Raw genomic sequence first — 22486 nt, forward strand, 5'->3', positions numbered from 1 at the left:
CTTGCCCACCCCGTCGCTCTTCCTCTCGCGCCCCCCCCCCCGCCGCCGCCCGCGCGGGGGGGGGTTTGGGTTAGGGCGAGTCAGAACCCGCCTTACCACTCCCGAGGCCGCGGCCGGGTGGATCGCCACGGTCGCGGCCTTCACCGAAAGAGTCACCGCCGAGCCGGGCTCGAGGGCGAGCTCGGCCACGGCGGCCGGGGTGAGGTCGGCGGTGAGGCCGTGGGCCCAGCCGTCGCCCTCGGCCCGGAGGCGGATCACCGGCCCGTGCGGCTCCAGGGCCGCGACGACGGCGTCGGTCGTGTTGCGCGGGCTGCCGCGGTGCTCGCCGTCGTGCGGGTAGACGGCGACGGCGTTCGGCGGGAACACCGCCACCGCGGATTCGCCCGGCACGACGTCGTCCGCCGGGAGGCCGCTGACCACCTCGCCGGACGCCGTCCGCAGCCCCTCCGGGACCGCCGTGCCGGCGACGAGGTTGAGCCCGGCGATCCGCGCGGTGAACGCCGTCCGCGGTGCCGAAAGCACCTCACGGGTCGGGCCGCGTTCGACGACGCGGCCGTCGTTCAGCACCGCGACGTGGTCGGCGAGCGCGAGCGCGTCCAGCGGGTCGTGCGTGACCAGCACGGTCGTCGGCCCGGTTTTCAGCACCCGCCGCAGCAGTCCGCGGATAGCCGGGGCCGCGTCGACGTCGAGGGCGGCGAACGGCTCGTCGAGCAGCAGCAGGTCCGGTTCGGCGGCCAAGGCCCTGGCGATCGCGACGCGCTGGGCCTGGCCGCCGGACAGCTGCCCCGGCCGCCGGCCGGCCAGCGGAACGGCGTCCACTTCGGCCAGCCAGTAGAAGGCGCGCTCCCGGGCGGCGCGGCGGCCGGCGCCGGTCGAGCGCGGCGAGAAGGCGACGTTGTCCGCCGCCGAGAGGTGCGGGAAGAGCAGCGCGTCCTGGGACAGCAGCCCGATCCCCCGGCGGTGTGGCGGCACGCCGGCCAGCGCGCGGCCCGAGACGGTGATCTCCGCCGACGCCGGCGTGATCAGCCCGGCGAGACAGCCCAGGACCGTCGACTTGCCCGAGCCGTTGGGGCCGAGCAGGGCGAGCACGTGGCCGGTGGGCACGTCGAGGTCGACGTCGAGGGAGAACGAGCCGCGGACGGCGGTGATCCGGGCGGTCAGGCTCACCGCAGGCCGCCTTCCCACGAGCGCGGCCGCGCGACGGCGATCACGGCGACCGCCACGACGATGAGCAGCAGGGACAGCGCGACGGCGCTGTCGATGTCCACTTCGGCCTGCGTGTAGACCTCGAGCGGCAGGGTGCGGGTGACGTCTTCGAGGCTGCCGGCGAAGGTGATCGTCGCGCCGAACTCGCCGAGCGCGCGGGCGAAGCTGAGCACGACGCCGGAGCCCAGTGCGGGCAGCAGCAGCGGGAGCGTGACCCGGCGGAAGACGGTCCACGGGCGCGCGCCGAGCGTCGCGGCGACCTGTTCGTACCGGTCGCCGGACCCGCGCAGCGCGCCTTCGAGGCTGACCACGAGGAACGGCATGGCGACGAACGTCTGCGCGATGACCACGGCGGTCGTGGTGAACGGGACGGACTCCCCGGTCAGCGTCGTGATCAGCATGCCGAGGAAGCCCTTGCGGCCGAGCAGGTAGAGCAGCGCGAGCCCGCCGACGACCGGCGGCAGCACCAGGGGCAGCAGCACGACCGAGCGCAGCAGCCGGACGCCCCGGAACCGGGCCCTGGCGAGCACGACGGCCAGCGGCACGCCGAGCAGCACGCAGGTCAGGGTGGACAACGCGGCCGTGAGGAGCGACAGCCGCAGCGCGTGCCACGACGACGGCGTGGCGATCAGCGACGGCAGCCGCGTCAGGTCCGAGCGCACCAGCAGGCCGACGACCGGCAGCACGACGAGGGCCAGCGCGAGGGTGGCCGGGACGGCGAGCACCCACGGAACGCGCGAGCGGCCGGCCGGGACGGATCCCGGCCGGCCGCTCGCGACACGCCTACTGCGCAGGGCCGAACCCGACCTTCGTCAGCTCGGTCTTGCCCTCGGCGCCGAGGACGAAGTCGTCGAACTCCTTGGCCAGCGCGCTCTGGCCGCCCTTGACCACGGCGATCGGGTAGCTGTTGATCGCCTGGGTGGCCTCCGGGAAGTCGACCTTCTCGACCTTGCCGGCGGACGACGTCGTGTCGGTGACGTAGACCAGGCCCGCGTCGGCGTCGCCGGAGGCGACCTTGTTCAGGACCTGCTTGACGTCCTGCTCCTCGCTCTTCGGCTTGAGCGTGACGCCGGTGGCCGTCTCCACCTTCTTGGCCGCCGCACCGCACGGCACCTGCGGGGCGCAGGTGATCACGGTCAGGCCCGGCTTGTTCAGGTCCGCGAAGGACTTGATGCCCTTGGGGTTGCCCGGCGCGACCGCGATGGCGAGCTTGTTGGTCGCGAAGACCGTCGGCTGGCCGTCGATCACGCCAGCCTGGACGGCCTTGTCCATGTTGGCCTGGTCGGCGGAGGCAAAGACGTCGGCCTTCGCGCCGTTGGTCAGCTGCTGGACCAGGGCGGACGAACCCTGGAAGCTGAACTTCACGCTGGTGCCGGGGTGCTTGGCCTCGAACTCCTTGCCGAGCGCGGTGAACGACTCGGTGAGCGACGCGGCGGCGAACACGGTCAGCGTGCCGCCACCACCGGCGTTGCCGGCCCCCTTGGGCGCGGGCGCGGTGACGGACGACCCGCCGGTCTGCGTGCTGGGCTCGTCCGAGCTGCTGCACGCGCCCGCGAAGAGGGCAACGGCCGCCACGGCGAGAGCGAGCTTCTTCATCTACTTCCTTCCGGTGTCTCCACCACAACAGTGGTCGCTTTGACCACCGCGACCGCGAGCACGCCGGGGCGCAGGCCCAGCTCGCGGACGGCTTCGGTACTCATCAGGGACACCACGCGGTGCCCCCCGCACTGCAGTTCCACCTGCGCCATCACCTTGTCGGCGATGACCTCGGTGACCAGCCCCACGAACCTATTGCGGGCCGACCGGCCGACCGCCGAGGGGTCGTCGGGGGCGGCGGCCTGCGCCCGGGCGAACCCGGCGAGCTGGGCGCCGTCGACGACCTTGCGGCCGGCGGCGTCGTCGGTCGCGGTTAGCTGCCCCGCGCGCACCCACCTCCGGACGGTGTCGTCGCTGACCCCGAGGAGGCGCGCGGCCTCGGACAACCGAAATTGCGGCATGCCGCAGAGATTATCTCCGCAGTTGAGGAAACGCTACGCGGGGCGCGAATTGTCCATGACTTCGGCGCGCAGCTCTTCGAGCATGACATTCTGATAACGCTCGATCACTTTTCGCTCGGCCGGGGAGAACTGGGCGAGCAGGTCGCGAAGGGCCCCGAAGGCCGACTCGAAGAGCGGGGCGAAGCGCTCGGCCGCCCCCGGCACCACCTCGACGAGGACCTTGCGGCGGTCGTGCGGGTCACGCACCCGGCGCACCAGCCCGACCTTCTCCAGCCGGTCGACCACGCCGGTGACAGCGCCGGTCGACAGGCCCGTCAGCTCGGCGATCCGGCCCGCGGTGAGCGGGCCGCCGGCCTGGATGACCAGGTCGAACGTCTTGTGGTCGGTGCCGGACAGGCCCATCCGCTCGGCGATCCTGGCGTGCCGCAGGACGGTGAACGTGCTGCCCGCGCGGCCCAGTTCCGCGAACCGGAAGAGCTCCTCTTCCGTGACCGGGTAAGTCTTTTCCGTCACAAGCCCTCGTTAGTTCGGCGGCTGAACCACTCACTGCGCAAAGTATCCTAGAGAAGAGGCCGGTTCGCCCGTTCCGGAGCTACTCTGGGCGTAATGACGGCAGTGGATCTCGGGTTTCCTCGCGTCCCCGGCACACGAGGGTCATCTCGCGTGCCCAGGCCCGCGAACCCGCACCTCATCGACACCTTCGGCCGGGTGGCCACCGATCTCCGGGTCTCCCTGACCGATCGGTGCAACCTGCGCTGCACCTACTGCATGCCCGCCGAGGGCCTCGACTGGATGCCCGGCGAGCAGGTGCTGACCGACGACGAGCTGGTCCGGCTGATGCGGATCGCCGTCGAGCAGCTCGGGATCACCGACATCCGGCTCACCGGCGGGGAACCGCTGCTGCGGCCGGGCCTCGAAGACCTCGTCGCGCAGATCACGGCACTGTCGCCGCGGCCGCGGTTGTCCATGACCACCAACGGGATCGGGCTCGCCCGGCGGGCCGCGGGCCTCGCCGAGGCGGGGCTGAACCGGATCAACGTCTCGCTCGACACCGTCGACCCCGAGACGTTCAAGACGATCACCCGCCGCGACCGGCTCTCGCACGTGATCGCCGGTCTCGCGGCGGCGCGGGACGCCGGGATGGCGCCGGTGAAGGTCAACGCCGTGCTGATCCGCGGGCTCAACGAGACCGAGGCCGTGCCGCTGCTGAAATTCTGCCTCGCCGAGGGCTACCACCTGCGGTTCATCGAGCAGATGCCGCTGGACGCCCAGCACGGCTGGAACCGCGGCGAGATGATCACCGCGTCCGAGATCCTCTCGATGCTTTCGGCCTCCTTCGAGCTGACGCCGGCCTCGGAGGCGCGCGGCGGGGCGCCCGCCGAGCGCTGGCTGGTCGACGGCGGCCCCGGCGACGTCGGCGTGATCGCGTCGGTGACCCGGCCGTTCTGCTCGGCCTGCGAGCGGACGCGGCTGACGGCCGACGGGGCGGTTCGCTCCTGCCTGTTCAGCAACGACGAGACGGATCTGCGATCCCTCGTGCGCGCGGGCGCGCGCGATGAGGAGGTGGCGGACGCCTGGCGGGCGACGATGTGGGGCAAGCTCGCCGGCCACGAGATCAACGACGCCGGATTCGCACAGCCGATCCGGCCGATGAGCGCGATCGGCGGTTGAGATGGGTCCCGTGACCATCGTGGTGCGGTACTTCGCGGCGGCCCGCGCCGCCGCGGGGACGGAAGAGGAGAAGGTACAGCTCCCCGACGGCGCAACGGTCGCCGACGCGGTGGCCGAGCTGCGCCGCCGCCACGCCGAGCGTCTGCCGCGGATCCTGGACGCGGTCAGCTACCTGCTGGACGGGGTGGCGGTCCGCGACCTGAGCCGCCCCCTGACGGACGGCGCCGAGCTCGACGTCCTCCCCCCCTTCGCCGGCGGCTGACCCACCCCACCCTCCCCGCTCTCGTACCTAGTCGGACGACACGCGCACCTGGACGGTCGGCCCGCGTCCCCGAAGGGTCGACTCGCGTCCCCAGACGGTCAGTCCGCGTGCCTGAAGGGTCGAATCACGTGATTGGCGGGTCGACTCACGTGATTGGCGGGTCGACTCACGTGATTGGCGGGTCGACACGGCGCCGGGGCGCCCGCCGCAGCGTGTCGACCCTCTGATCACGTGTGTCGACCCTCTGATCACGCGTGTTGACCTCCTGATCACGTGAGTCGGCTCTCTGATCACGTGGGCTGACTGGCCGGGGACGCGGGCCGACTGGCTGGGGACGCGGGCTGACCGTTCAGGTACGCCCTGCCCCTTGGGGGATGGGGGTGGGCCGTCCGGTGGAGGGGGCGGGAGTTCGTTCTTCCTGTATCTCGGTGACCGCTCGGGTACGGCGGCCGACCGCTCGGCGACCGGCTTTCCGGGGTCTCGGCGTGGCGCGTCACCGGTTCCGGGTTTTCGCGGGAAGCTGGTCGCGGCCGGGCACCACCCGTCCGGTGACCTGTTTCACCTGGTCCGGCGCCCGGCGTCGGACCCGGGGAGCGATGGCGGCCACCGGCGTCGCTCCGGGCGTGGCCGCAAACCCCTCGAACAGGTGGGACTACTGTGACTCCCGGGGCAGGTGGGGCAGGATTGTCAAGTCTGGCGCCGTCCCGCCGGTGGCCATAAGATGCGCGCTTCAATCGCGATCCGGACGTCACGAATGGTCCATTCGCTACGCGAAACACGTGATGCAAGCCTCACGATCCGTGTTTTATCTCGGCCAGGAAACGGGCAGATAACGGCCCGCTGACCTGCGCAAACACCGGTATCGGAGGGGGTTGCGTGTCGTTACTGTGACGTAGGTCACGCCCCGAATAATTTCCGATCACGGCCATCGTTACGTACCGTCGCTTTTCGGTTGGCCCCGACCGACCGCGCAAGACCGGGAATCCGTAGCGCCTAGCCCTGTCCGACGGATCCCCGGACCCATACCCCGAGCGAAAGCATTTCCGGACAGGGACGAGGGGACGAAGATGACGCGCCGTGCGTCGGACTCGTCTGCCGGTCTGAGACGGCCGGCGCCAGGACCCCGATCCTGACCCTCACCACCGAGTCGTAGGCGCTGGAAAACCGAGATGCATTCAAATGTCTTACCGAGGCAAGCACCGCAAGATGTCCGCTGCCACCCGCACCGTCGCTCGCGTCGCCATCGCGGGCATTGCGGTCGGCGCGCCCCTCGCGATCGCCGCGACCCCCGCGTCGGCGACCAACTGGGACGCCATCGCGCAGTGTGAGAGCAGCGGCAACTGGAACACCAACACCGGCAACGGCTACTACGGCGGCCTGCAGTTCTCGCAGAGCACCTGGAAGGCCTACGGCGGTTCCGGCAGCGCGGCGAACGCTTCCCGCGAGGAGCAGATCGCCGTGGCCGAGCGTGTCCTGCAGGGTCAGGGCATCGGCGCGTGGCCGGTCTGTGGCAAGAAGGGCGGCAGCGGTTCGTCGGCCCCCAAGGCCACCGGCAAGGTCACCAAGAAGGTGACCCCGAAGAAGAGCACCTCCGCGCCCGCCCCGAAGAAGGCGGCCCCGGTGGCCCAGGCGGCCCCGGTGGCGACCGGCGTGAGCGGCTCCAACCCGGCCGGTGACTACACCGTCGTGGCGGGCGACACCCTGTCCAAGATCGCCAAGCAGTTCAACGTCCAGGGCGGCTACCAGAAGCTGCAGGAGCTGAACGCGAAGTACATCCCGAACGCGGACCTGATCCTCGTCGGGCAGAAGATCGCCACCAAGTGACGATCACGCAGTGATGCGCGAGTCCGGCCTCGAGCCGTGACCTGAAAGGGCTCCCACCGCCGATCCCCCGGGCGGTGGGAGCCCTTCACGCGTTCCACGGCGAGGTGCAGGGGCCGCGCAGGTCCAGGCGCCGTCAGGGCGAGTTGACCCACTCGTCCGTGCCGTCGGTGAAGTGCTGGTGCTTCCACACCGGCAGGCGCGCCTTGACCTCGTCCACCAGCTCCGAGCACGCCGAGAACGCCTGGCCGCGGTGCTCCGCCGCCACCGCGCACGCCAGGGCCACGTCGCCGATCGTCAACGCGCCCAGGCGGTGGCTCACCGCCACCGCTCGGACTCCCGTCCAGCGGGCCGACAGGTCCGCCACCACCTCCGCGATCACCTGGCCCGCGCTCGGGTGGCCTTCGTACGTCAGGTCCCGGACGCCCTTGCCGCCGTCGTGGTCGCGGACCACCCCCGAGAACGTCACCACCGCGCCCGCCGCGTCGTCCTCGACCAGGCGGGCGTGCTCCTCCACCGACAGCGGCTCCTCGGTCACCACCGCCCGCGCCACGCGCACCTCAGCGCGCGGAGAGACCCGCGGGTGGTCGCCGCCCGCCAGCTGGTCCACCGCGTGCTCCAGGATGCCCTCCAGCACGCCCAGACCGTCCCTGACGCCGCCGCTGGAGCCCGGGAGGTTCACCACCAGGGTCCGCCCCGCCACGCCCGCCACACCGCGCGACAGCACCGCCGTCGGCACCTTCGGCAGGCCCGCCGCGCGGATCGCGTCCGCCACGCCCGGGAGCTCGTGGTCCAGGACCGCGCGGGTGACGTCCGGGGTGCGGTCGGTCGGCGAGATGCCGGTGCCGCCCGTCGTGAGCACCACCGCGACGCCGTCGGCCAGCGCGGCCCGCAGCGCCACGCCCACCGGGTCGCCGTCCTCGACGACGACCGGCGACGGCACGTCGTACCCGCGTTCGGTCAGCCAGGCCGTGATCACCGGGCCCGTCTTGTCTTCGTAGACGCCCTTCGCGGCGCGGTTGGACGCCACGATCACGCGCGCGGTGCGCTTCACGGCCGCTCCCACGTTCCGGTCTTGCCGCCGTCCTTGCGGAGCAGGCGGACCTCGTCCAGGGTCGCCGCCGGGTCGACGGCCTTGATCATGTCGTGCAGGGTCAGCCCGGCGACCGCCACCGCGGTCAGCGCCTCCATCTCGACGCCGGTGACGTCGGTGGTCTTCGCCGTCGCGCGGATGCCCACCTCGGCCTCGCCGAGGGTGAACTCGACCTTGACCCCGGACAGCGCGATCTGGTGGCACAGCGGGATCAGCTCGGGCACCCGCTTGGCGCCCATGATCCCGGCGATCCGGGCGGTGGCGAGCGCATCACCCTTCGGGAGGCCGTCGGTGGCCAGCAGCCGGAGCACCTCGGCGGTGGTCCGCACGGTGCCGGCGGCGAGCGCGGTGCGCGCGGTCGCGGTCTTGCCGGAGACGTCGACCATCCGGGCGGCGCCGGTTTCGTCGACGTGGCTGAGTTCACTCACGTCCCGAGGCTACTTCCGGCGCCGGGCCGAGGCGGGCCGGGGCTGCTGCACCTCGGTGATCGTCGCGGTCCCCGCGACCGGCGATCGTTCGTGCATGGTGATCGAGTCCCCTGGGGCCAGGTGACGCCAGTTCGGCGGCACGAGCGGGGCGAGGCGGACGGAGCCCTGTCCACCGGGCTCGAGGGCGGGGGCGAACTCGACCCAGATCCGCGCGACGTGCAGGTCACCGCGCCCTCCGGCGACAGACCGGCCGAGGGCCCACATCGGCCGCAGCTGCCCCTCCCCGGGAACCGGGGTGCGACGGCCGCCCGCTTCGGGGGCGACCAGCCGGAGGTCGGCCCGGATGATGCCGTGGCGGGTTTCCCAGCCCCGCCACTGGCACCAGGCGACCTTCCGGTGGAGGAACAGCTGCCGGGCGGCCTCCTCGAGGAGCTCCCAGTATTCGACGGTCTGCCACCGGACGCCGCCGAAGTCCTCGAGGATGTCGAGCGCGAACTCCCAGTCGTCTTGGCGGAGACAGTCGTGCACGTCGGCGGCCCCGAACCCGGCGCCGCTCCGGGCGTCGTCCGGGACGAGGCCGGCGGCGCGCCGGAGCAGCTCGGTGGTGTCCATGAGCCGATGCCCGGCTCAGCGCTCGGCGAGCACCGCCTTCCGGACCGCCTCCGCCACGGCCGGCGCCACCGCGCTGTCGAACACGCTCGGCACGATGAACGACGCGTTCAGCTTGCCGTTGTCCACCACGTCCGCGATCGCGTCGGCCGCCGCCAGGAGCATCGAGTCGTCGATGTTGTGCGCGTGGGCGTCCAGCAGCCCGCGGAACACGCCCGGGAACGCCAGGACGTTGTTGATCTGGTTCGGGAAGTCGCTGCGGCCCGTCGCCACCACCGCGGCGTGCTTCTGGGCCTCCAGGGGGTCGATCTCCGGGTCGGGGTTCGCCAGCGCGAAGACCACCGCGTCGGACTTCATCGTCGCCACCTGCTCGGCGCCGAACAGGTTGGGCGCCGACACGCCGATGAACACGTCCGCGCCCGCCAGAGCCTCGTGCAGCGTGCCGCTGATCTGCTCCTTGTTCGTGTGCGAGGCGATCCACGCCAGGTTGTCGTCGAGGTTGCCGCGGGCCGAGTGGACGATCCCGTCGATGTCCGCCGCCACGATGTCGCCCGGGTTCTTGTGCAGCAGCAGGCGGATGATCGCCGAACCGGCCGCGCCGACGCCGCTGACCACGATCTTGCAGTCCTCGATGTTCTTGCCCACCACGCGCAGCGCGTTGCGCAGCGCCGCGACCACCACGATCGCCGTGCCGTGCTGGTCGTCGTGGAACACCGGGATGTCCAGCTGCTCGCGCAGCCGCTTCTCGATCTCGAAGCAGCGGGGCGCGGCGATGTCCTCGAGGTTGATGCCCGCGTACACCGGGGCCAGCGCCTTGGCGATCATGATGATCTCTTCGGTGTCCTGGGTGTCCAGGCAGACCGGCCACGCGTCGACGTCGGCGAACTTCTTGAACAGCGCCGCCTTGCCCTCCATCACCGGCAGCGCCGCGGCGGGGCCGATGTTGCCGAGGCCGAGCACCGCGGACCCGTCCGTCAGCACCGCGACGGTGTTGCGCTTGATGGTCAGCCGGCGCGCGTCCTCGGGGTTGGCGGCGATCGCCTGGCAGACCCGGGCGACACCCGGGGTGTAGGCGCGGGAGAGGTCGTCACGGTTGCGGAGCGCGACCTTCGGGGTGACCTCGATCTTGCCGCCGAGGTGGATCAGGAACGTCCGGTCGGAGACCTTGCGGACCCGGACACCGGGCAGCGAGTCCAGCGTCTGCGTGATGTCGTTCGCGTGGTTCTCCGACAGCGCGTTGGCGCTGATGTCGACCACGATCGAGTCGGAGTGGGACTCGACGACGTCGAACGCGGTCAGCACGCCGCCGACGCGCCCCACCGCCGTGGTCAGGTCACCGGCCGCGGTGGACGAGGCCGGGGCCTCGACCCGGACGGTGATCGAATATCCGGGACCGGGAACCGGCATGGCACTTACCCCCGCATGGGAAAGGTGGCTGGGACGGGAGGGAACCTACTCCCGTGACCGCCCTCACGAGGGGCCGATACCGGTACTGACCAGTAACTCTGCCGCTGGAACCGGTCAGCGGTTGATCTCGGTCTCCGGGTGCACGTAGGGCACCGTGTCGAGGGGGAAGGTGATGTCACCGAACGGCGACAGCGCGCCCTGGCGGTCGGACGCGAGCTCGGTCACGGGGTGCTCGCCGTCCTCGCCCGGCCAGGTCGGGTCGATGCCCTTGTGCTTCTTCTCACCCTTGGCCACAACGTCCTCCACAGCCGCACGACGGTCTTACGGGGACAGTCTGCCTGAGGCCGGGCAGTCCGGCGCAACCGCCCGGTACCCTGGTCTTCTATGCCCGCGACCTCTTTGGCGGACTGGCTGCGTGCGGAGTCCGACGACGCACTCGCAGAGCTGCTCCGCACGCGGCGCGACCTGTCCACGCCCCCGCCGTCCGACAGCACGGTGCTGGCCACCCGGGCCGGCACGCCGGGCTCGGTCGCGCGCGCCTGCGAGGACCTCGACACCGTCACCCTCGCCGTGCTCGAAGCCTGCCTGCTCGCCAGCGCCGACCGGGATCCGGTGCCGGTCGAAGACGTCGCCAAGCTCGTCGGGGCCGACATCAGCGGGCAGCTGGCCTGCCTGCGCGCGCGGGCGCTGGCCTGGGGCCCCGACGACGCGCTGCGCGTGCCGCCCGCCGCCCGTGAGGCGCTCGGGCCGTTCCCGGCCGGGCTGGGCGCGTCGGCGCCGTCGCTGGCCGGTGAAGACCTCGGAGCCCGGCTCGCCGAGCTGCCCGAAGACGAGCGCGGCGTGCTGAACGCCCTCGCCGCCGGGCCGCCGATCGGGCGCACCCGCGACGCCGGGCGGGACTTCTCCCTGGAGAAGGCCGAGACGCCGGTGCAGAAGCTGCTCGCCCGCGGCCTGCTGCTGCGGCGCGACGACCAGACCGTCGAGCTGCCGCGCGAGCTCGGGATCGCGCTGCGCGGCGGGGTGTTCGCGCCGGGTGCGCTCACCGAGCCCGAGCTGCCGGTCCACCCGCACCAGCCGTCCACTTTGGACGAGGCGGCGGCCGGTGAGGCGATGGAGTTCCTGCGCCACACCGAAGCCCTGCTGCGCGCGTGGTCGGCCGCTCCGCCGCCGGTGCTCAAGTCGGGCGGCCTCGGCGTGCGCGAGCTGAAGAAGCTCGCCAAGGACCTGGAGATCGACGAGACGCAGGCGGTCCTGCTGGCCGAGCTGGCCGTGGGCGCCGGGCTCGTCGCCGACAGCGAGGCGACCGTGCCCGAATGGGTGCCGACGACGCTGACCGACTCGTGGCTCGCCTCGCCGACCGCGCAGCGGTGGATGACGCTCGCCCAGGCGTGGCTGGAACTGCCGCGCCTGCCGGGGCTGGCCGGCGGCCGCGACGCCAAGGACAAGCCGATCGCGCCGCTGTCGGAGGAACTGCGCCGCCCGCTGGCGCCGGTCTCCCGGCGGCGGGTCCTCTCGGCGCTGGCCGACCTCCCGGCGGGCGCCGGGGTGAAGAGCGTCGACGAGCTCGTCGCGGTGCTCGCCTGGCGCGCCCCGCGGCGGGGCGGGCGGCTGCGGGACGAGACCGTCCGCTGGACGATGGCCGAGGCGAGTGCGCTCGGGATCGTCGGGCTGGGCGGCCTCACGACGGCGACGCGGGCCCTGCTCGCCGACGACCGGCCGGCCGCGGTCGAGGCGATCCTCGACGCGCTGCCCGCGCCGGTGGACCGCGTGCTGCTGCAGGCCGACCTGACGGTCGTCGCGCCGGGGCCGCTGGAGCCGGAGCTGGCGGCAGAGATGGCGGCGGTGGCCGACGTCGAGTCGGCGGGGCACGCGACGGTCTACCGGATCACCGAAGGCTCGGTGCGGCGGGCGCTGGACACCGGGCGCACGGCCGACGAGCTGCACGCGCTGTTCAAGGCCAAGTCGGCGACCCCGGTGCCACAGGGCCTGAGCTACCTGGTCGACGACGTCGCCCGGCGGCACGGGCGGCTGCGCGGCGGCACGGCGGCGTCCTTCCTGCGGTGCGACGACGAGGCGTTGCTGGCCGAGGTCCTGGCCCACCCGGTCGCGGCCGAGCACGCCCTGCGGCTGATCGCGCCGACGGTCGTGATCAGCCCGGACCCGCTGCACGAGGTCCTGGCGGGCCTGCGCGGCGCCGGTTTCGCGCCGGCGGCGGAGGGCCCGGACGGCCGGGTGGTCGACATCCGGCCCGGCGGCCGCCGGCTGCCGGCGAAGGCCCGGGCGGCCCGCCGCAGCCCCGGCGAGCAGGCGGTGCTGACCGAGGACCAGGCGGCCCGGATCGTCTCCAACCTCCGCGCGGGTGACGCGGCGACGGCCCGGCGGCGGGGTTCGGCGGTACGAGCGCCGGTCGGCGGCGGCGCGGACACGTCGGCGACGCTCGAGCTGCTGTCCCGGGCCACCCTCGAACGCCGTGAGGTCTGGATCGGGTTCGTGGACTCGAAGGGGACGGCGAGCCAGCGCGTGGTCCGGCCGGTCCGCGTCGGCGGCGGGGTCCTCGAAGGCGACAACAACGAGCGGTATTCCCTCCACCGCATTACCTCCGCAGCGCTCGTGGAGGATTGACCGCCGCCGGATCCGGTGAATCCCCGCCCGGCCGGGCGGGCAGGTGGTAAGCCTGATCCATGAAGTGGGGAACGCGCGTGACCGCGGTGGCGGCCGCGACCGTCGTGGCGGGAGCGGCAACAGCCGCCACGGCCGACGCCGCCGGGCCGCCGGTCTACTCGAAGTACACCGTCACGGGGTCCACGCACATCGCGAAGCCGGGCGCCGACCTGGACCTCGGGCCCGGGAAGTTCGACATGTACACGCTGATCGGGCCGTACACCTTCACCGGCACCTTCACGCTGCCGTCGGCGAAGGTCACCCGGTCGGTGCCGGGGGTCGGCCGGGTGAGCGGCACCGTCACGTTCGGCCCCGGCCACGCCGAGGGGTCGGTCTTCAGCGGCTTCTCCGGCTCAGCCACCTGGCCGGTGGCGATCTCCGACGTCCGCGTCAACGGCGTCCCGTTCGACGTCGGCCCGGACTGCGGCACGGCCGAGCCGGTGACGACCAAGCTCACGTCGGACGACTTCGCCGGGGGCAACGGCGGCGGCCGCCTCGAATCGACCTACGAGATCGGCGCCTTCGAGAACTGCGGCGCGGCGACGCCGCTGATCAACGGGTTCGTGCCGGGCCCGGGCAACACCCTCGCCCTCGACCTCGCCGGTTAGAGCGCGCGCAGGCCGGCCAGGACGCGTTCCATGAACTCGCGGGACGACCGGTCGCCGAGGATCAGCTCGGTCTGGTGGATCAGCACCAGGCCGATGTCGGCCATGTCGCCGACCAGCACCTTCACCACGCCCAGCGGCAGCCGCAGGTGCGCGGCGATCTCCGCCACGGACCGGGTGTCCAGGCACAGGTCGCAGATCCGGCGGTGCTCGACCGAGCGGACCCCGCGGTAGCGGCGCCCGTCGTCGGACGTCGAGACCAGGGCCTCCAGCGCCAGGTTGTGGTCGGACCGGGTGCGCCCGCCCGTGCGGGTGTACGGGCGGACCCGCGAGTTGACGACGGGCACCGGGCTCGCGACACGGGCGCGCTCGTTCCAGGGCGGCTCTTCCCACGCCTCCGGCTGCGGGACCCAGCGGGTCTCCGGGTCCGGCGGGGGCGTCCAGTCGGCCGGCGGTGGCGCCCAGGCGGGCGGCGGCGCGGCCTGCGACCGCGGGGCGGGCGGGCGGGGCGCCGGCGGCCGGGGAGCCGGGTGGCGCGGCGGAGCGGCCGGGCGCGCACCCCGCGGCGGGGTCCACGCCGGCTCCAGCGGCGGGGGTTCCGGCTGGTAGGCCTCCTCGTCCTGCCACTCCGGCTCGACGGGGTCGTAGCCGTCGTCGGCGTACTCACGCGCGGCCGTCCCCGGGTAGACCGGCGGCTCCGGACGGGCGTAACCGTTCTCGGCGTACTCACGCCCAGCCGTCCCCGGATAGCCCGACGGCTCCGGGCGGGCGTAACCGTTCTCGGCGTACTCACGCCCAGCCGTCCCCGGATAGCCCGGCGGCTCCGGACGGGCGTAACCGTCGTCGGCGTACTCCGCCGAACGCCGGGCGGAGTAGCCCGTGGGCCGGGCGTAGTCGTCTCCGGTGAATCCCTGCGGCCGGCCGGTGGCCTCGGGGGCGGCGTACTCCTCGCCCTCGTCGGCCGACGAGCCCCACTCGCGGGTGTCCTCGTCGGTGTACCCCTGCGCGTCCGGCTTCGGCCGCGACGGCTTGCGCTTGGGCATGATCATCGACAGCGTCGACATGTCGAACTTGCTGGGCGAATCGAAACCCTCGCGCTCGGTGCCGCGGTGCAGTGCGTCCCAGCCGCTGGAGTCAGGATCGTCGAATCCCGAAATCCTCATCTCGTCCTACCCACGCACGCCGCCCTGGAGCTGCGCGCGCAACTCGGGGGTGATCTGCTGGCCGACCCGCTCGACGAGCAGGGTCATCTCGTAGGCGACCGTGCCGATGTCGCACGTCGGCGCGGCCAGCACCGCCAGCGACGAACCATCCGAAACCGACATCAGGAACAGGTAACCGCGCTCCATCTCGACCACGGTCTGGTTGACACCGCCCGCCTCGAAGCAGCGCGCGGCCCCCGCCGTCAGGCTGATCAGCCCGGAGGCGACCGCCGACAGCTGCTCGGCACGTTCCTGGGGCAGCCCTTCCGACGGCGCCAGGAGCAGCCCGTCCGCGGACACCAGAACGGCGTGCGCGGCGCCGGGCACCCGGCGCACGAAGTCCGTGATGAGCCAGCCGAATGTGCCCTGGCCGGAAGCCGTCACTACTGCTCCTCCTTGCTCGTGCGGCGCCGCGCGCCGCACCCCGGAGCGCCCGGCACGGCCGGTCGGCGACGCCACGGTAAAGCGTATTCGCACCACCGGCGGTGTCGAGCCCGCCACCGGCAGGCCGCTGCGCACCCTACGTGTGCAGACGGCCTTGTTCCGCGCCGACCCGGCCCGCGACCCCGGTCCGCACGTCACTCCGCGGCGTCGCCCGTGATCCGCACCGACACACTGTCGGTGCAGGTCAGAGCCCGTGGCAGCGACCCGGATGGGTGAGGTTGCCCCGGATGGCCGCAGGCAAAACCCACCGGATCTTCCTTCGGACGGGGGTAGCACTCCCCGAAGTGGGTGAAGCACGCGGAGTTCACTCCAACGGCCGCATCCGGCTCCGGGCGTCATGGGCTAGCCCGCGCGCAACGCCGTATCGTGCGCGATCGCGTGCTGGACGACCGAGATCAGCACCTGCTTCGCGGACTCCCGCTCGCGCGCGTCGCACGCCATGATCGGGACCGACGGCGCGATGGTGAGCGCGTGCCGGACGTCCTCGATCTGGTGGTGCAGCAGCCGGTCGAAGCAGTTGATGGCCACGACGTAGGGCAGCTTCCGGTTCTCGAAGAAGTCGATCGAGGGGAACGCGTCGGCGAGCCGCCGCGTGTCCACCAGCACGACCGCCCCGATGGCACCGACCGCGAGGTCGTCCCACATGAACCAGAACCGGTGCTGACCCGGGGTGCCGAACACGTACAGCACCAGGTCCGAGTCCAGCGAGATGCGCCCGAAGTCCATCGCCACGGTCGTGGTGGTCTTGTTGGGCGTGGCCGAGGTGTCGTCGTGCCCGACGCTCGCCTCGGTCATCATGGCCTCGGTGGTCAGCGGGTCGATCTCGGAGATCGCCCCGACCAGCGTTGTCTTCCCCGAACCGAACCCGCCGGCGACCACGATCTTGGCCGACGAGGTCGGACCCGTCACCTGCGGCGCGTTCGCGTCGGAGTCAAATTCTCCGAAGCCCACTGAGCACCCTTTCCATGAACTCGATACTCGGGCGGTCGCCCACGGTCGGGCTGCTGGAGTGCACCAGCACCAGCCCGAGGCCCGCCACGTCACCAATCAACACGCGCACCACGCCGAGCGGCAGGCGCAGCAGCGCCGCCACCTCGGCCACCGACCTGGTGTCGAGGCACAGGTCGCAGATCGACCGGTGCTCGGGCACCCGGACCCGGTCGAGCATCCGGCCCTGTTCGCTCGTCGAAATCAGCGCCTCGATCGCCAGGTCGAGGGTCGCCTTCGTCCGGCCCCGGGTCCGGAAGTACGGCCGGACCAGACCCGAGGTCTCCATCTCGGTCGGCGCCGGCGCGTCGACGTACTCCTGGTGGGCCTGCTGCGGCAGCGCCGCGGCCAGCTCACCCGAGTCCGGGCCCGCCCCGAAGTCGCGCTCGGTCGTGTACGCCGCGAAGTCACGCGCGTCGTACAGCGGCCCGCTCGACCCGCCGAACAGCTCCGCGCCCGGACCGCCGAGCAGGCGGTCACGGTACTCGGTGCCGCCGGCGATCGGCCGCAGCGGCTCCTGCCCGGCATTGCTGTCGGTCAGCCAGTTCGGCGGCTCCCGCACCGGGTCGCTGTCGGAGGCCTGCACCCGCCGCGCCCGCCACTCCCGGTCGACGCGGTCCCGGAACGACTGCCAGTCCTCCCGGCCGCCGTCCGCCTGCTCGGACCACCCACCGGAGAAGTCGTCACCGAGCCGGCCATCACCCCTCAAGCGCCCGTCGTCCACGGCTCTCTCCTCGGTTCCCAGGTCCTCAGCGGCGGACGGCCGCGCCCTGCAGTTGCGCCCGCATCTCCGGAGTCAGCTGCTGGCCGACCCGCTCCACCAGCAAGGTCATCTCGTAGACGACCAGGCCGATGTCACTCTCCGGCGACCCCAGGACCGCCAGGCACGAACCGTCGGAAACCGACATGAGGAAGAGGAAACCGTTGGCCATTTCGACCACGGTCTGCGCCACCGTGCCGCCTTCGAACACCTTGGCCGCACCGCGCGCGAGGCTGGTCAGCCCCGACGCCACCGCCGCCAGCTGGTCGGCCCGGTCCTTCGGCAGGCCACGCGAAGCCGCCAGGAGCAGGCCGTCGGCCGACACCACGACCGCGTGGGCCGCGCCGGGCACCCGGTGCACGAAATCCGTGATCAGCCAAGCGAAGCTGCCGGCATTGTTCGCCTTGGCATGCGCCTGGCCGTTCGGCTGCGCGGAGCCACCCGGCTGCATTGCACCCGCCCGTGTCACTTTCACTCCTCACTGCTGTCTGTGGTGTGGCCACTCACCGGGACCTCATCGCCCGGTCGCTCCTTCAACGCGTGCCGTCCCGAGGTGTAGCCACGTTGGAAGCTTGCCATCCGGCTCCGCGCCGCGGACGCGGAGCGGGTGATCGCACCCGTTCCGGGCATTCCTGCCGTGGCGTCCGCGAAGTTGTTCTGGGCCGGTGCCTCGGGCGTGGAGCTGGGGCTGCTGATCGATCCCGGCACCAGGTAGGCGTTCGGGATGCGCTTGGGCAGCCCGGCCGGGGTGATCTCCTCGTTCTTGGACTCCAGCAGCGACTGCGCCGCCTGCCAGCCGTCGTCGGAGGCGCTGTGCCAGCCGTCGTCGGGCGGGAGGAGCGGGTGCCGGGTCGCGGCGGTCGGCTGGAGCTCGTCCCGGGGCGCCTCGGCGACCGGCGCGGCCGGCACCGCCGGCTCGTCGGAGCCGGTGAGCGGCGGCAGGTTCGGGTCGTCGCCCTCGCCCTGCGGGGCCACCGGGTCGGCCGCCGAGTCGTCGCCTTCACTGAACCAGCGTGACAGCACCGACTGGTAGATCGGCAACCGCCGGGTCGGTACGTCGTCTTCGAGGGCCGACGAACCGACCTCGGCGACGGGCGCCGGCGGTGGCGGAGGCGGCTCCTCCGGCGGGACGAACTTCGGCTCCCGCTTGGGCAGCACCAGCGGCGCGAACTGCGTGTCACCGGCCCGCGAGCTGGCCCCGTCGCCGTTCGACGACGGCGTCAGCGGCGCCAGGTCCTCGGCGGTCGGCCAGGCCGGCGTCTCCGGCTTCGGCAGCTCCGGCGACAGGAACGGGCCCGCCGCGCGGCCGCCGCTGACCAGGTCGTCCAGGCTGATCGGCTGGTCGAGCGGGACCAGGCCGCCCTGGTTCGCCACGGGTTCGTGCACCGGCGGCGGGGGCGGGGGTGCCGACGGCGGCGGCGGTGTCTGCGCGAACGTCTGCGTCTGGTCGAAGTCGGACCGGGCGGCCGGGATCGGGATGCTCGGCAGCGACATCGACGTCTCGGACCGGTTCGCCGGCGGCGGCGTCTGCTGCCGCTGCATGCCCGGGCGGAGCTGGGTCAGCAGCTCGGCCGGGACGACGACCCGGGCGATCACGCCACCCTCGATGTCCTCGTTCTCGCGCAGCCGGACCTCGATGCCGTGGCGCTTGGCCAGCCGCGAAACCACGTACAGGCCCATTCGCCGGGTCACCGACACGTCCAGGTCCGGCGGGTCGGCCAGGCGCGCGTTGACCTCGGCCAGCCGCTCCTCGCTCATGCCGACACCGTGGTCGGTGACCTGGATGGCCAGCGCCTTGCGGCGGGTGACCACGGCCCGCACGATGACCTTCGTCTCCGGCTCGGAGAAGTAGGTCGCGTTGTCGAGCAGCTCGGCGAGGACGTGCACGAGGTCGTGGATCGCCAGGCCCTGGACCGCGACGTCGGGCACGATGCCGACCTCGATCCGGGCGTACTGCTCGATCTCCGACACCGCGGCGCCGATGACGTCGGCGGCGGGCACCGGCTTGGGCACCGACTTCGCCAGGCCGGCACCGGAGAGCACCAGCAGGGACTCACCGTTGCGCCGCAGCCGCGTCGCGAGGTGGTCGAGCTCGAACAGGCTGGCCAAGTGGTCCGGGTCCTGCTCGTCGGCTTCCAGCCGGTCGATGACGCCGAGCTGGCGTTCCACCAGCCGCTGCGACCGGCGGGACAGGTTCACGAAGATGCCGTTGACGTTCTCGCGCAGGAGGGCCTGCTCGGCGGCCATCTTGACGGCCTGTTCGTGGACGATGTCGAACGACCGCGCGACCTCGCCGATCTCGTCGCGGGAGGTGACGGGCACCGGCTGGACGGCCTTCTTGGAGGCGCCGACCGGGTCCGGGTCGTCGAGGATCGCCTGCACGGTTTCCGGCAGCCGCGTGTAGGCGACGTCCAGCGCGCTCTTCCGCAGCACCCGCAGCGGGCGCAGCATCAGGCGGGCGACGATGAGCATCAGCGCGATCGCGGCGGCCAGCGCGGCGAGCACGCCGGCACCGCCGAGCCAGGCCGAGTTGACCGCCGCCGTGGCGAGGTCGTCGGCGCGGGTCTTCAGCTGGGCCAGCAGGTTCGACTCGACCGCGTGCAGCTTGTCGGCCGACACGGTGCTGTCCTTGCCGAGCGCGGTGGTGTCGATGCTCGGCGGGTCGTTCTGCTGGGCCAGCGAGAACGCGTTGGTCTGGATCCGGCGGCGGTCGTCGACCTCCGGGCCGGAGTAGGTGTCGTTGTAGAGCTGGCGCTGGTCGTCGTCGGCGTTCGCGAGGAACGCCGCGACCGAGGCGTCCGCGCTGGAGGCCGACGCGTGCGTCTGGTCCAGGAGGTCGCCGGGGAAGACGCCGCGGAACGCGGCGATCTGCAGCTGGGCGTCGGCGCGGGTGGTGAACTCCTTGGCCTCGCTGATCGCCTGCGTGCTGGTGCCGAGGCGCAGCACGTCCCGGTCGGTGACCGCGGTGGTCACCTCGCGGCCGAGCTCGATGAGCGAGTCGAGGATGCCCGAGTAGGCCGTCAGCACCGTGATGTCGGGGAGGCCGCTCTGGGCGTTGAACGCCGCCCGCAGCGGCCGCAGCGCGTCGAGGCGCTGGAGACCGCGGGTGTAGCGGTCCTTGGTCGCCTGGTCGTCGTACTGGAGGCTGCCCGCCGCGTTGCGCAGGTCCGAGACCTCGCGGTCGACCTTGGCGATCTGCGCGTCGAGGCCGGTCTGCAGCAGCTGGTTGCTCGACGCGATCCGCGCGACCGCGAGGGACCGCTCGTTCTGCAGCTCGTGCACCACTGTGGTGACCTTGACGGCGAACGCGACCTGGTCGGCGGTGCGCTGGAACTCGGCCGCCTCCCGGGCGTCGTCGACCACGCGCAGCGCCCCCAGCGCGAGCGCGGTCAGCGTCGGGATGATCAGGACGGCGGCCAGCTTGGAGCGCAGCCGCCAGTCGCGCATGCCGGAGAAGAACCCGGCCTTCCTGCCCGGACTCTCACCGGGTGACTGCGCAGGGGCCCCTCCCACCCCCGCGGTGTCTTCGTTCGGCACCGCCGCACCACCATCATCGTTCGTGCTCGTGAAGCCCTGGTCGGTCCAGCGCCCGCCAGGGCGCATCGCGTTCTCCTCAGTCACTCGTCTGCACGCTCCCGGCGCTCCGGCGCTCCGGCCGATCGGAAGGAGCGCAGCGCAAGACGCTACCCGTACGGGTGAAAAGATCGTCTTCGGCGGGCGTTCCTGAACCCCGTCCGGCCGGACGGAATCGGTTCAGCTCGAGCATCACGGTCGGGTCCCTGCGCTGGTCTTGCATCGTCTGTTGGTCCGGCCTAGCCCACCGGCGCGGCGGCTGTGGCCGGCCGGGCAGTGGCCAGTGCGGGGAAGTTTCTCTCAGGAAAAGCACAGCCTGTCCTGGTAAACCGAAGGTCGGTTGGCTCGGCCATCCAGGCACTCTCTCTCACTACATCGGAGGTTGTTACCTCCCCGCAGGTGCAGAGGGTAGCGAACGCCCGGGGAAGATGTAACCCTCCCGACTCGACCCGCTCGATGTTGCACAGCGTTCGCTCAGCCGACACACAGCTGGTCATCCCCGATTCCGAACCTGCCCCCTACGCTGGGTGAACCGTTACGGCGAGTGGAGCAGTGGGTCTAGACCAGAGGCCGCGAGAGTGACGTGCGCCACTCTATCCGGTAGTGATTCCACCCATTGTGAGCAAGCTGTCACGTTCTCTACAGTGGCCCGCGTGGTTCCGAGAATGAGTCACGCACTTCCACTGAAATCGGTTCCCCAACCGTCACTTTTCTTCAAGGAGCAGGCCTTGCTTGGAAACGCCATGAGCAGTGGCCGGGTTCGCACTCGCCGCGCCGCGCTCGGGCTCGCCCTCACCGTCGCAGCCGCCACGGCCCTCACCGGCTGCAGTGCGCTCGGCTCGGACAGCTCGAACGCCTCGTCGAACGGGGGCGGCCTGGAGAAGTCGAAGATCAAGGTCTCCATCATGCCGACCACGGACCTGGCCCCGTTCTGGCTGGCCCTGGACGGCGGCTACTTCAAGGCCGAAGGCCTCGAGGTCGAGCAGATCATCGCCAAGAGCGGCCAGGAGTCGATGCAGAAGTCGACGTCCGGCGAGGCCGACATCGCCCTCTCGACCTACACGCCGTTCTTCGTGGCCAAGAGCAAGGGCGCCGCGGACATCCAGCTCGTCGCCGACGGCACGTCGGTGAACGCGAAGAGCAACGCCATCGTCACGGTGCCGACCTCGAACGTGAAGACGGTCAACGACCTGGCCGGCAAGCGGATCGCGATCACGGCCAAGAACACCGCGTCGGACATCCTCACCAAGTCCGTCATGAAGGACCACGGCGTCGACTTCAGCACCGTCCAGTGGACCCTGGTCGCGCTGCCGAACATGGCGGCGGCGCTGAAGGACAACCAGGTGGACGCGGCCTACATGCCGGAGCCGATGCTCTCGCAGGCGGCGAAGACGGTCGGCGCGACACCGGTCATCGACATCAACACCGGGGCCAGCCAGGACTTCCCGCTGACCGGCTACGGCGCGACGACCAAGTGGGTGCAGGCCAACCCGAAGACCCTCGCGGCCTTCCAGCGCGCGATGAAGAAGGCGACCGCCGACGCGATCAACGACCGGTCGAAGGTCGAGCCGCTGCTGGTCAAGTACGCGAAGATCGACGAGGACACGGCCAAGCTGCTCACCCTGCCCGGCTACGGCTCCACCCTGGACGCCCGGCGCCTCCAGCGCGTGCCCGACCTGCTGCTGCAGATGGGGGTCATCACCAGCAAGGTCGACGCCGCGCCGATGATCGCCCCCCAGGCGACCAACTGACCGCACTGA

22 protein-coding genes are annotated in these 22486 nt (G+C 72.0%); 6 read left to right on the top strand and 16 right to left on the bottom strand.

The window, feature by feature from the left end; all coding sequences use genetic code 11:
* The 5 genes from AB0J55_RS38880 to AB0J55_RS38900 form a co-directional block, all read right to left on the bottom strand.
* Positions 1-1167, bottom strand: a 1167-nt coding sequence (locus AB0J55_RS38880) for an ATP-binding cassette domain-containing protein (RefSeq protein ID WP_364260701.1), incomplete at its 3' end; no start/stop codon positions are given.
* On the bottom strand, positions 1164-1931 hold the full coding sequence (locus AB0J55_RS38885; protein WP_364260704.1) for an ABC transporter permease: 768 nt from the start codon (positions 1929-1931) through the stop codon (positions 1164-1166). The genes AB0J55_RS38885 and AB0J55_RS38880, both read right to left, overlap by 4 nt.
* Positions 1932-1989: 58 nt before the next feature.
* Positions 1990-2802: a molybdate ABC transporter substrate-binding protein gene (gene modA / locus AB0J55_RS38890; protein ID WP_364260707.1), complete on the bottom strand. Its 813-nt coding sequence runs from the start codon at positions 2800-2802 to the stop codon at positions 1990-1992.
* Positions 2799-3203: a TOBE domain-containing protein gene (locus AB0J55_RS38895; protein WP_364260710.1), complete on the bottom strand. Its 405-nt coding sequence runs from the start codon at positions 3201-3203 to the stop codon at positions 2799-2801. The genes modA and AB0J55_RS38895 overlap by 4 nt, the downstream gene beginning before the upstream one ends.
* Before the next feature lie 33 nt (positions 3204-3236).
* Positions 3237-3716: a MarR family transcriptional regulator gene (locus AB0J55_RS38900; RefSeq protein WP_364260713.1), complete on the bottom strand. Its 480-nt coding sequence runs from the start codon at positions 3714-3716 to the stop codon at positions 3237-3239.
* A 150-nt stretch (positions 3717-3866) separates the two neighbouring features.
* Between AB0J55_RS38900 and moaA the strand changes: the two genes are divergently transcribed.
* The 3 genes from moaA (at position 3867) to AB0J55_RS38915 (ending at position 6960) form a co-directional block, all read left to right on the top strand.
* Positions 3867-4874: a GTP 3',8-cyclase MoaA gene (gene moaA / locus AB0J55_RS38905; RefSeq protein WP_364260716.1), complete on the top strand. Its 1008-nt coding sequence runs from the start codon at positions 3867-3869 to the stop codon at positions 4872-4874.
* A 1-nt stretch (position 4875) separates the two neighbouring features.
* On the top strand, positions 4876-5136 hold the full coding sequence (locus AB0J55_RS38910; RefSeq protein ID WP_364260719.1) for a MoaD/ThiS family protein: 261 nt from the start codon (positions 4876-4878) through the stop codon (positions 5134-5136).
* Positions 5137-6315: 1179 nt separating this feature from the next.
* The gene (locus AB0J55_RS38915; RefSeq protein WP_364260722.1) at positions 6316-6960 is read left to right on the top strand and encodes a transglycosylase family protein; all 645 of its coding nucleotides are present in this window, start codon (positions 6316-6318) and stop codon (positions 6958-6960) included.
* Positions 6961-7093: 133 nt separating this feature from the next.
* Here the strand turns inward: AB0J55_RS38915 and AB0J55_RS38920 are convergent, their stop codons facing one another.
* The 5 genes from AB0J55_RS38920 to AB0J55_RS38940 all read right to left on the bottom strand — a co-directional run bounded on the left by AB0J55_RS38920 (position 7094) and on the right by AB0J55_RS38940 (position 10788).
* Positions 7094-8011 (bottom strand): molybdenum cofactor biosynthesis protein MoaE, encoded by a 918-nt coding sequence (locus tag AB0J55_RS38920; RefSeq protein ID WP_364260725.1) that lies wholly within the window; start codon positions 8009-8011, stop codon positions 7094-7096.
* Positions 8008-8478: a cyclic pyranopterin monophosphate synthase MoaC gene (gene moaC / locus AB0J55_RS38925; protein ID WP_086852742.1), complete on the bottom strand. Its 471-nt coding sequence runs from the start codon at positions 8476-8478 to the stop codon at positions 8008-8010. Before moaC ends, AB0J55_RS38920 begins: the two co-directional genes overlap by 4 nt.
* A gap of 9 nt (positions 8479-8487) precedes the next feature.
* Complete coding sequence (locus AB0J55_RS38930) at positions 8488-9090, bottom strand: hypothetical protein (RefSeq protein ID WP_364260729.1); 603 nt, start codon at positions 9088-9090, stop codon at positions 8488-8490.
* 15 nt (positions 9091-9105) lie between these two features.
* Complete coding sequence (locus AB0J55_RS38935; RefSeq protein ID WP_364260732.1) at positions 9106-10494, bottom strand: NAD-dependent malic enzyme; 1389 nt, start codon at positions 10492-10494, stop codon at positions 9106-9108.
* A gap of 114 nt (positions 10495-10608) precedes the next feature.
* Positions 10609-10788 carry a hypothetical protein gene (locus AB0J55_RS38940; protein ID WP_091318522.1) on the bottom strand — a complete coding sequence of 60 codons (180 nt, stop codon included), beginning with the start codon at positions 10786-10788 and terminating at the stop codon, positions 10609-10611.
* Positions 10789-10878: 90 nt separating this feature from the next.
* Between AB0J55_RS38940 and AB0J55_RS38945 the strand changes: the two genes are divergently transcribed.
* Both AB0J55_RS38945 and AB0J55_RS38950 read left to right on the top strand, forming a co-directional pair.
* Complete coding sequence (locus tag AB0J55_RS38945) at positions 10879-13116, top strand: helicase-associated domain-containing protein (RefSeq protein ID WP_364260735.1); 2238 nt, start codon at positions 10879-10881, stop codon at positions 13114-13116.
* 59 nt (positions 13117-13175) lie between these two features.
* Positions 13176-13763, top strand: a complete 588-nt coding sequence (locus AB0J55_RS38950) for a hypothetical protein (protein ID WP_364260738.1) — start codon at positions 13176-13178, stop codon at positions 13761-13763.
* Here the strand turns inward: AB0J55_RS38950 and AB0J55_RS38955 are convergent.
* The 6 genes from AB0J55_RS38955 to AB0J55_RS38980 form a co-directional block, all read right to left on the bottom strand.
* Positions 13760-14347, bottom strand: coding sequence for a DUF742 domain-containing protein (locus AB0J55_RS38955; protein ID WP_364261174.1), 588 nt, complete (start codon positions 14345-14347; stop codon positions 13760-13762). The two genes, AB0J55_RS38950 and AB0J55_RS38955, sit on opposite strands and share 4 nt — an antisense overlap.
* Before the next feature lie 582 nt (positions 14348-14929).
* Complete coding sequence (locus AB0J55_RS38960; RefSeq protein WP_003085368.1) at positions 14930-15346, bottom strand: roadblock/LC7 domain-containing protein; 417 nt, start codon at positions 15344-15346, stop codon at positions 14930-14932.
* Positions 15347-15748: 402 nt separating this feature from the next.
* Positions 15749-16357 (bottom strand): ATP/GTP-binding protein, encoded by a 609-nt coding sequence (locus tag AB0J55_RS38965; RefSeq protein WP_003085371.1) that lies wholly within the window; start codon positions 16355-16357, stop codon positions 15749-15751.
* Positions 16338-17117 carry a DUF742 domain-containing protein gene (locus AB0J55_RS38970; RefSeq protein ID WP_364260742.1) on the bottom strand — a complete coding sequence of 260 codons (780 nt, stop codon included), beginning with the start codon at positions 17115-17117 and terminating at the stop codon, positions 16338-16340. The genes AB0J55_RS38965 and AB0J55_RS38970 overlap by 20 nt, the downstream gene beginning before the upstream one ends.
* A 25-nt stretch (positions 17118-17142) precedes the next feature.
* Positions 17143-17604: a roadblock/LC7 domain-containing protein gene (locus AB0J55_RS38975; RefSeq protein WP_003085376.1), complete on the bottom strand. Its 462-nt coding sequence runs from the start codon at positions 17602-17604 to the stop codon at positions 17143-17145.
* Between the two features lie 20 nt (positions 17605-17624).
* Positions 17625-20756, bottom strand: coding sequence for a nitrate- and nitrite sensing domain-containing protein (locus tag AB0J55_RS38980; RefSeq protein WP_364260745.1), 3132 nt, complete (start codon positions 20754-20756; stop codon positions 17625-17627).
* Between the two features lie 713 nt (positions 20757-21469).
* Here AB0J55_RS38980 and AB0J55_RS38985 point away from each other — a divergent pair.
* Positions 21470-22477, top strand: a complete 1008-nt coding sequence (locus AB0J55_RS38985) for an ABC transporter substrate-binding protein (RefSeq protein ID WP_364260747.1) — start codon at positions 21470-21472, stop codon at positions 22475-22477.
* Positions 22478-22486: the final 9 nt, after the last annotated feature.

The sequence above is a fragment of the Amycolatopsis sp. NPDC049688 genome, assembly GCF_040674975.1.
GTDB lineage: Bacteria > Actinomycetota > Actinomycetes > Mycobacteriales > Pseudonocardiaceae > Amycolatopsis.

Excerpts from the sequence above, each read along its gene's own strand:
- modA (WP_364260707.1), bottom strand. The coding sequence starts at position 2,802 with ATGAAGAAGCTCGCTCTCGCCGTGGCGGCCGTTGCCCTCTTCGCGGGC.
- AB0J55_RS38895 (WP_364260710.1), bottom strand. The coding sequence starts at position 3,203 with ATGCCGCAATTTCGGTTGTCCGAGGCCGCGCGCCTCCTCGGGGTCAGC.
- AB0J55_RS38910 (WP_364260719.1), top strand. The coding sequence starts at position 4,876 with ATGGGTCCCGTGACCATCGTGGTGCGGTACTTCGCGGCGGCCCGCGCC.
- AB0J55_RS38915 (WP_364260722.1), top strand. The coding sequence starts at position 6,316 with ATGTCTTACCGAGGCAAGCACCGCAAGATGTCCGCTGCCACCCGCACC.
- AB0J55_RS38930 (WP_364260729.1), bottom strand. The coding sequence starts at position 9,090 with ATGGACACCACCGAGCTGCTCCGGCGCGCCGCCGGCCTCGTCCCGGAC.
- AB0J55_RS38935 (WP_364260732.1), bottom strand. The coding sequence starts at position 10,494 with ATGCCGGTTCCCGGTCCCGGATATTCGATCACCGTCCGGGTCGAGGCC.
- AB0J55_RS38945 (WP_364260735.1), top strand. The coding sequence starts at position 10,879 with ATGCCCGCGACCTCTTTGGCGGACTGGCTGCGTGCGGAGTCCGACGAC.
- AB0J55_RS38950 (WP_364260738.1), top strand. The coding sequence starts at position 13,176 with ATGAAGTGGGGAACGCGCGTGACCGCGGTGGCGGCCGCGACCGTCGTG.
- AB0J55_RS38975 (WP_003085376.1), bottom strand. The coding sequence starts at position 17,604 with ATGCAGCCGGGTGGCTCCGCGCAGCCGAACGGCCAGGCGCATGCCAAG.
- AB0J55_RS38980 (WP_364260745.1), bottom strand. The coding sequence starts at position 20,756 with ATGCGCCCTGGCGGGCGCTGGACCGACCAGGGCTTCACGAGCACGAAC.
- AB0J55_RS38985 (WP_364260747.1), top strand. The coding sequence starts at position 21,470 with ATGAGCAGTGGCCGGGTTCGCACTCGCCGCGCCGCGCTCGGGCTCGCC.